Source organism: Roseobacter sp. MED193 (assembly GCF_000152965.1).
Taxonomy (GTDB): domain Bacteria; phylum Pseudomonadota; class Alphaproteobacteria; order Rhodobacterales; family Rhodobacteraceae; genus Pseudophaeobacter.
This window is the reverse complement of record NZ_CH902583.1, coordinates 2,909,321-2,917,193: the sequence shown is the minus strand read 5'-3', so window position 1 is coordinate 2,917,193 and position 7,873 is coordinate 2,909,321. Positions and strand designations below refer to the sequence as shown.

Below are 7,873 nucleotides of genomic sequence, written 5' to 3'. Positions count from 1 at the left end.
CCCCGGCATCAATCTATCCACGCCCCCAGGATCAACATCTAGAGGCCCAATGACCCCAAACCACTAGCCCTCCCCCGACTCGCCGCCCCCAGAACAGGCGCCAAGGCACAAAACACCCCAAACCATCAACATCACCCCTAACTACACAACACCGCGAAAACGCGAAAACAAAAGAAGCAAATAGATTAGGGGGCGAAGAAACTGGCTCTTCTTGTGATGCAAACACTCTTGGCGAAAGGCCCGGTGCCTTCCATAGTGCGGCCATGAAAATCTGTGCACTGACCATGGCCTACAAAGACCATTGGGCCTTATCCCAATGGTTCCGCCACTATAGCCAACACCTTGGCGCTGAGAATCTCTATATCGTTTCCCATGGGGCCGACCCCCGCATTCAAGAGATCTGCCCCGGGGCCTCGGTGCTGACCATACCGCGCGATCGCCTGCAAGGGTTTGACCATTGGCGTGGGCGGATGTTGAACGGGTTTCAACAGGGGCTGCTGGAAATCTATGACTGGGTCATTCGAAGTGATGCGGATGAGTTGATCTGCCTGGACCCCAACCGCTGGAACTCACTTCCGGAGATGTTGCAGGCGCAAGAGGCCCCCGCACTCTTTGCCCTTGGCTGTAATCTGTTTGATTTCGCGTCCACGGCTCCCTCTTCCCCTCAGGAATCTGTCTTTGCAAGGACACGCGCTGCGGTTTTCACCGGACACTACAGCAAAGCCTGGATCACCCGCAGGCCCTTCGGGTTTCGCCGCCATGGCATTCAGTTGCGTCCGGCACGACTGGCCGACTTTCCCTTTATCATGCCAAGGGGCGTTTACCTTGCACATTTGAAGTTTGCGGATGCCGCCGCTCTTACAGCCATGACAGAGGTGCGGCAGGAAGTTGGGAACGCCAAGGGGCCTGGCCTCCCAGGCAAGGCCTGGCAGCAGGCAGATCAAGAAGCGGTGGACAAGATTGCTGAGGCAGGCGCCCTGCCCTGTCTTCCCTGGCCCGAAGCAGAGGAGAAGGCCTGGTCACAGTTACAGTTGCCCGTGCGGGACGAAGACAAGTCGATTTTGCGCGCAAAGAGCTTGCGGTTTGCCTTTCGCACCCGGTTGCCAGACTGGTTTGGGCGATAGCCTAGGCCGATCCGCTACAGATCGACCTCTATAACACCGTCTTTTGCAGCCGCACGGGATTGGCACAGGATAACCGAATCTTTGCGCTGCGCCTTTGAGAGAACAAAGTCGCGATGCTCGACCTCGCCGGAGAGCAGCCCGCATTTGCAGACCCCGCAGATCCCGTCGGAGCATTTGACATCAACCTGGACACCATTTTCCAGCAAGACATCCGTCGCGACCTTATCGGCCGGCACCAAAAGCTCCCTGCCTGAACGCGCAAGTTTCAGGGTAAAGGCGTGGTTTTCATACTCCGGCAATTCAGGAACCGAGAAGTATTCAAGATGACGCGCTTCTTCTGGGAAGCCTTGCCGCTCAGCGGCCAGCATCACCCCCTCCATGTAGCGGTCGGGGCCACAGGTGTAGACATGTTGCCCGGGCACGTAGCCTGACAGCAGCTGATCCAGATCAGCGCGACTGCCTTCGGCTGAAACATGGATCTGCACCCTATCCGACCAGGGCATTGCAGACAGATCCCGAAGATAGCCCGCCCCCTCCCGGTTTGAGATCGAATAATGCAGCTCGAACTCCTGGCCCAGCGCATGCAGGCGATGCGCCATGGCAATCATCGGCGTCACCCCGATACCGCCCCCCATGAGGAAGGATTTCGCCGCGCCCTCTTCCAATGGGAAATGGTTTATCGGTTTCGAAATGAAAACCTTGCGCCCCTCGGCAAAGATCCGGTGCAGCAGCTGGGAACCGCCACGGCCTGCGTCTTCGCGCAGCACCCCAATCTGGTATTTTGAGCGGTCCGCCGGATTGCCCGACATGGAATACTGCCGCAGGTATTCCGGCGCCACCACGATGTCGAGATGGGCACCTGCAGTCCATTCCGGCAGGGGGCTGCTATCTAGGCTCTCAAACTCATATTTGGTCACATCCGGGCTCATGGCCTCGACCCGCGACACCCGCACGCCCAGAACAGGGCTGTCAACATCATTACTATAGCGGTGATCCCATGCCCCGGTCTCACCTTTGGCGCGCCGGGCCTTGTATTCCTCTGCGGTGATCATCTGCTGGTAGGCCTCAATTCCGGCCTCCCGGTCCATGGGAAAGGGATAGGGCCAGGGATGCGGTGCCAGATGTGCTGGATAAACAGCCAGGGTCTGGTCTTCATACTTCAGGTCCAGATCCTTTTGCAGCGCACGTGCATTCACCGGATAGCGCGTCGGGCGATAGCCACCGTCCTCTTCCATCTCTAGATCCCACCACCATTTCTTGGCCGGGTTCATCTCGCCATTGCCCAGCACATCGTCAAGCTTGGCCAGCACCGGCGCGGCCTTGGGCATATTCATCGCCGCCCAGCGAAACGGGCGTTCGGCAAAGATGCCTTCGAGGTTCCAGGGGCAGGTCTTCATGCAGCGCCCACACATGGCCCCGCCCGGCGTGGTGATCCGGTAGGTGGTGCATTTCTGGCTGTCCGATTTCCAGATCTCATAGCCGTTGAACATCAGTTTGGGGCCGGCGGTGATCGCCCCCGACGGGCATTCACGGGCACATTTGTTGCAGCTCTCGCAAAACTTCTGCAAGCCAAAGTCAATCGGCGCATCATGGCTCATGGGCATATCGGTGGTCACAACGCCGGATTTGAGCCGCGGTCCCAAGAAGGGATTGAGGATCACCTCACCAATGCGGCTCACCTCGCCCAGCCCCGACAACAGCAACAGCGGCGGTTGCAACACCTCGCCATCCATCACCGTATGGGCCTTGGCCTTATAGCCGAGGTTTCGGATCTGGCGGGCGATTACGCCCCCCAGCAGGGAAAACCGCAGATAGGCCCGCATCGACTGTGCCACCGCGATCCAATCATCCCCCGAAGTGCCCTCAGTGGTGTCAAAGCCCTGATCCACAATCATGCTGATCGCCTGATCATGTTCTGGGTGGATCTCGGCCCCCGTCGCATCGTGACTGTACCAAGTCCAGTCGGGGCAGCGGCTGATACCCACGGCATCAATGCCCAGCCAATAACTTGTTGCTTTGACATTGGCTGCGTTGCGCGCCGCGTCCTGGGGGCGGGGGCCCTTGGCGGGCGTACCGTCCTGCAACAGCACAAAAGCCCCCAGCATCCGGCGCTGCGCCATCGAGGGCGCTGCCTTGCGCACATAAAAACCGCCTGTCGCCGCCGCCTGGTTGCCTTTCCCCATGTCGCCAAACTGGCTGCGGGCAAACATATCGGTGCGCTTGGGCACTCGCGCCACATTGGGCTCATCAATATAGGTGGTGGGATCCTCGACCCGCCGCAGCGTTTCAAAGGGATGCGGCCCATCCTTGAAATCGCGCACCTTGAAGGGATCACCGTTCAAAGCCGAGCGCTCGGAGCCCAGCCCCAACCACCATTTCGGCCCCTTGACCTGCATCATTGGCTGCTGATCCAGCGGCAGCAACGGGCGATCCATGGCAAGGTCAAAATCGGTGGTCACTACGGCCAGGCCAAAGCGCGCGCCCAAGTAGGGGTTGACCAGATGCCCGTCCTGCACTGCGACCAGCCCCGCTGCCACCGCCAGTTGGTTGAGGTCCACATCTGACGAGGTGGCCGTATGAGCCTTGGCATCCCAGCCCAGCAGCCGGATGTAATTGGCCAAAACAGCGGCAGTTTCGCTGGCGCGCAAACAGGCACGATGCTGTTCAGCCCCCTGGATCCACTCCGTCCCCTCCTCATCCGGACGCGGGTCACGCGGCATGTCATAAAGGAAGACAATGGCATGTTTATGATCGCCAATGGTGCTGGGCGGTGCCTGCATCGCCTCTTTGAGATCTGCCATAATATGGTCGATCCCTGCCGCCAGGGTCTTGGTCTGACGGGTTTGCAGATCTTCTGACAGCCGGTCAATATCTGGATTGCGATAAGGCTGTTCCAGGCGCGCCGAAGCGGGAACCGGACCAACCCCAACGATAGCGGCGTCGGAAAAATAGCCAAAGGCTTTGATATGATCGGCGCGTTCCTGCAGGTCACTGGGACATCCCGCCTGCGCCTTGTTGACCAAGCCGTCACGGATAGCGTCCATCATCGCCTGATATTCACCCATGGCATTGATGATCGAAGCCGGTGACGTTGGGCGTCGAAAATCCAAGGGCTGCATCGGTGGCACCGCACTCAGATCCGGCATTGGCCCACGCACCAGCCGCTCCATCGGAAAGGGACCCATATGGATCGGGCGTTTCCGGTTGGAAAAGATTTTGGTCATGATGGCCGGGCCTCTGAGCTGGGATCGTATGAAGTGACTTGACTATTCCACAGTAGCACCCTCAGTCTGTCACCCGAATGAGTGACATCTTTCCACCCAGACCGCTCCCCCGAGACGATGTCGCAGAACTGGCTGCTGCGGTGGTCAGGCCGGATTTTGCCAGCCAATTGCTCAGCTATATCCGTGCGGCCGCCGAAATAGCCAATTTTGGCACCTTCTATGTCGCAGACATGTCCCGCCCCGCGCCCGTCCTGTCAATCTGGGCCGGAGATATGAGCAGCTATTGGTTCAACCGCAATGCCAGCACTATCCTGAAAGATAAGCGCTTGATGCAGAGCATCCTGCAAAGGATCCGTACCGCCGAGGGCAGCGGGCTGGTGATCGAACGCTGGCGCCCTGCCCCGGAGGATCCGATCAGCCCGATATATGCCCGAGATCAGGTGATTGAACGGGTCACCGTGTCGTCCTTGAACGACCGCGTCGGCTTTCAGTCGTTCTTTTTGCGCGGGGAGAAGTCCGGTTGGTTTTCTGATCAGGAGATGCAGCGGCTGCAACAGATTCTGCCGCTGGCGCATGAGCTGATCGGGTTGCGCCACCGGATTGCCGGCGCCGCCGCTACTGGGCAGGCCGCCAGTGCACGTGCCTCAACCCTGCGTGAACAGGATGCAGGCCCCTTTGGCGCGCTCACCCCGCGCGAAGCCGAGGTCTGTGACTTCGGGGTGCAGGGGCTGAGTGTTGCAGGCACGGCGCTGGAGCTTGGCGTGTCCGAGAACACCATCCGCACCCTGCGCCGCCGTGCCTATGGCAAGCTGGGGGTTCATTCCTCTACCCAGATTGCCACGCTGATCCTCAACGCTATGGGCTAAGACAGATTAGCCTTGCCGTCCGCTGAACTGCGCCAGCTTAACGCCGCCAGCCTCTAGACTGTTGCGCACCGATTTTGCCAACTCCACCGCCTCAGCCGTGTCGCCATGCAGGCAGATGGTGTCAATCGAGGTTGGGATACGCTTACCGCTCTCGGTAATGATTGCGCCCTCCTGCACCATTTGCAGGATACGCGGCCCCGCCATTTCTGCGTCGTGGATCACCGCGCCCGGCAAGGACCGATCCACCAAGGTGCCATCGTCGTTATAGGCGCGATCCGCAAAGATTTCGCCGCACCAGTTGCAGCCCAACTCACGCACGACGTCCTCCATTGCGGTGGCAGCCAAGACCATGATGATAATATCGGGATCCACCTCCAGCGCCGCCTCATAACAGGCGCGCGCCATGGCGTGATCCACACAGGCCATATTCGACAGCGCCCCGTGCAATTTCAAATGACGTACCTCGGTGCCCAGCGCCGCTGCCATACCGCGCGCGGCGCCCAGCTGGTAGCGCACCATATTGCCCAGGCTGACCGGCGGCATCTGCATCTTGCGACGGCCAAACCCCTGCAGATCCGGAAAGCCGGGATGCGCTCCGATACCAACCCCGTTGTCCCGCGCCCGCGCCATGGTCGCGGCCATTACATCTGGGTCACCCGCATGAAAGCCGCAGGCGATATTTGCGGAGGTGACGATATCCAGCAGTGCTGTGTCATCCCCCATGTTCCAGGGCCCAAAGCTTTCGCCCATATCCGCGTTCAGATCGACGGTTTTTACCAGATCAGAGGTGCTCATGTGTTGTCTCCAGTTTCAAAGGGATCCGCCTGGGCCGAGATCACCCCGCCGACCAGTTGATAAGACAGCAGATCCTGCATCATGGCCGGATCCCGTAACAAAGGTTTGCAGTGCGAGGGCAGTGCTTTCACCATCGCATCGTGTTTGGCCTGCAGCGCCAACCCCTCTTCCAACGAGACCCAGGTAAAATGCAAATCCACGCCCGCCTGGGCCTGGGCCACTTTGCTTAGATCGCAGGGCAGCACCGTCCCGATACGGGGATAGCCGCCAGTGGTCTGGGCCTCGCGCAGCAGAACAAAGGGTTTGCCATCACCGGTCATCTGCACATCGCCAGGCAGTATTACCTCAGACAAAATATTGAGCTGCCCCGCCGCCGCAAACCCTGCCCCATCCGAGATCATCTCGACCCCCATCCGATTGGCACGGCTGCCACGCTTGAACGCAGTATGGGCGAACCGAGCCCGGACCTCCGCGTCAAACAGTTCAGATTGAAAGCCCTCGACAATACGCAAAGCGCCGCCCTGAAAGCGATCCTCAGCCAGTAGCCCCAATCCGACCTCTCGGCTGCGGTCGGGCCCACAGGGCAACAAATCGCCCGCCGCTACCAGCTGTCCCAACCCGGACATCAGATGGGCAGAACGGGCGCCAAGAAGTACCTCACTGTCGATACCGCCTCCCAGGTGCAAATAGCCATAAACCCCCTTGCGCGCGGCCCCGATCTCCAGCTTTTGCCCCGTCTGCATCTGATGGGAAGCATTCCAGGCCAGGGGCTCGCCATCAAGGCTTGCCTGCATCGGCGCACCCGTGAGCGCGATGCGCAAATCCCCTGTTGCCTCAAAAAGCCCACCAATGCCCGCCATTTCCAGTGCGGCCAGATCCGCTCCTTGTCGCAACAGGGCCGCCCCCTCAGCCAATGCCAACAGATCCGCCGCGCCACTGCAGGAAACCCCCTGCTGTAGCTGTCCCGGGCGCCCCTGATCCTGGATCGACGCAAGGGGGCCAATGCGAAGAGTTTTCAACCCGCTCATGCCGGGATCTCCTCTTGGCTCGCACCGCCAAAATGGCGGTCATCGAGGCAGTAGCGATCATAATCAGATCGAGAAACTGGCGTAAAAATCATCTCATCCCCAGGACGCAGCGCAATAGGATCCTCTGCACCCAGTTGAAAACCACGAAACCCGGTTTGCCCGACATGACGCCAGCCCGTAGGTGCCGTGGTGGCAAACAGCACAAACTGGCTGATTGCCAGGACCAATGCACCAACTGGCACCTGTGGCGTCAGCTCGGTCTGTCTTGGGAGGTTCCATTCCGCCCCAAGTGGTCCCAGATAGGGTTGCCCCGGAGCAAAACCAATCGTCAAAACCCGCACCCGCGCACTGCCGAGGCTGTCAATTGCTTGGGCCTCAGTCATGCCTGCGGCATCGGCGGCCTCAGCCAGTTGCGGGGCCAGTTCTGTGCCAAACACAGTTGGCACCCGCCACAGTCGTCGACCTGCGGGCAAGGCCGCCTGCTGCCAATCCTGCTCAGCAAGCAAGCCCCAAAGCAAATCCTTGAGGGCCTCATGGCGCAAGACTTCATGCTCGAAACGCAAAAAGACAGAGGCCAGCGAGGTAGATACCTCCTGAACACCCGGCCAGCCACGAGTCTTTACCGCCTCGCTAAAGGCCAGGGTTGCGCGATTGGATGGCTCACTCAGCGCATCAGCGAATGTGACCAACATTCCGTTCAACCCAGCGCTGCGAATGATCGGAAAACTGAACCTGCTTTGTGTCACCCAATAGCCCCCTGAAAGTATTGCGCCAGCGTTGCGGCAGGTCATCCGGGGTGTCAATATTGCTTTTGCTCTCGTAATGCACCCAAGGGT

At 59.7% G+C, this 7,873-nt stretch carries 6 protein-coding genes; 2 read left to right on the top strand and 4 right to left on the bottom strand.

What is annotated here, in order from left to right; all coding sequences use genetic code 11:
* Positions 1–263: 263 nt before the first annotated feature.
* Complete coding sequence (locus tag MED193_RS16410) at positions 264–1,124, top strand: glycosyltransferase family 2 protein (RefSeq protein WP_009810880.1); 861 nt, start codon at positions 264–266, stop codon at positions 1,122–1,124.
* 14 nt (positions 1,125–1,138) lie between these two features.
* On the opposite strand, the gene MED193_RS16405 is transcribed toward MED193_RS16410, so the two are convergent.
* Positions 1,139–4,351 carry a reductive dehalogenase domain-containing protein gene (locus tag MED193_RS16405; RefSeq protein WP_085978300.1) on the bottom strand — a complete coding sequence of 1,071 codons (3,213 nt, stop codon included), beginning with the start codon at positions 4,349–4,351 and terminating at the stop codon, positions 1,139–1,141.
* 74 nt (positions 4,352–4,425) lie between these two features.
* Between MED193_RS16405 and MED193_RS16400 the strand changes: the two genes are divergently transcribed.
* A complete protein-coding gene (locus MED193_RS16400) occupies positions 4,426–5,214 on the top strand; it encodes a helix-turn-helix transcriptional regulator (protein ID WP_009810878.1) in 789 nt (262 codons plus the stop codon).
* Positions 5,215–5,220: 6 nt separating this feature from the next.
* Here the strand turns inward: MED193_RS16400 and MED193_RS16395 are convergent, their stop codons facing one another.
* Genes MED193_RS16395 through MED193_RS16385 form a run of 3 tightly spaced genes read right to left on the bottom strand, consistent with a single transcriptional unit; the run spans position 5,221 to position 7,783 of the window.
* A complete protein-coding gene (locus MED193_RS16395; RefSeq protein ID WP_009810877.1) occupies positions 5,221–6,009 on the bottom strand; it encodes a LamB/YcsF family protein in 789 nt (262 codons plus the stop codon).
* Positions 6,006–7,037: a biotin-dependent carboxyltransferase family protein gene (locus tag MED193_RS16390; protein ID WP_009810876.1), complete on the bottom strand. Its 1,032-nt coding sequence runs from the start codon at positions 7,035–7,037 to the stop codon at positions 6,006–6,008. The genes MED193_RS16395 and MED193_RS16390 overlap by 4 nt, the downstream gene beginning before the upstream one ends.
* Positions 7,034–7,783: an allophanate hydrolase subunit 1 gene (locus MED193_RS16385; RefSeq protein WP_039966962.1), complete on the bottom strand. Its 750-nt coding sequence runs from the start codon at positions 7,781–7,783 to the stop codon at positions 7,034–7,036. Before MED193_RS16385 ends, MED193_RS16390 begins: the two co-directional genes overlap by 4 nt.
* Positions 7,784–7,873 lie beyond the last annotated feature (90 nt).

Bases quoted from the DNA above. Each gene is read 5' to 3' on its own strand.
- MED193_RS16400 (WP_009810878.1), top strand. From the start codon at position 4,426: ATGAGTGACATCTTTCCACCCAGACCGCTCCCCCGAGACGATGTCGCA.
- MED193_RS16390 (WP_009810876.1), bottom strand. From the start codon at position 7,037: ATGAGCGGGTTGAAAACTCTTCGCATTGGCCCCCTTGCGTCGATCCAG.
- MED193_RS16395 (WP_009810877.1), bottom strand. From the start codon at position 6,009: ATGAGCACCTCTGATCTGGTAAAAACCGTCGATCTGAACGCGGATATG.
- MED193_RS16410 (WP_009810880.1), top strand. From the start codon at position 264: ATGAAAATCTGTGCACTGACCATGGCCTACAAAGACCATTGGGCCTTA.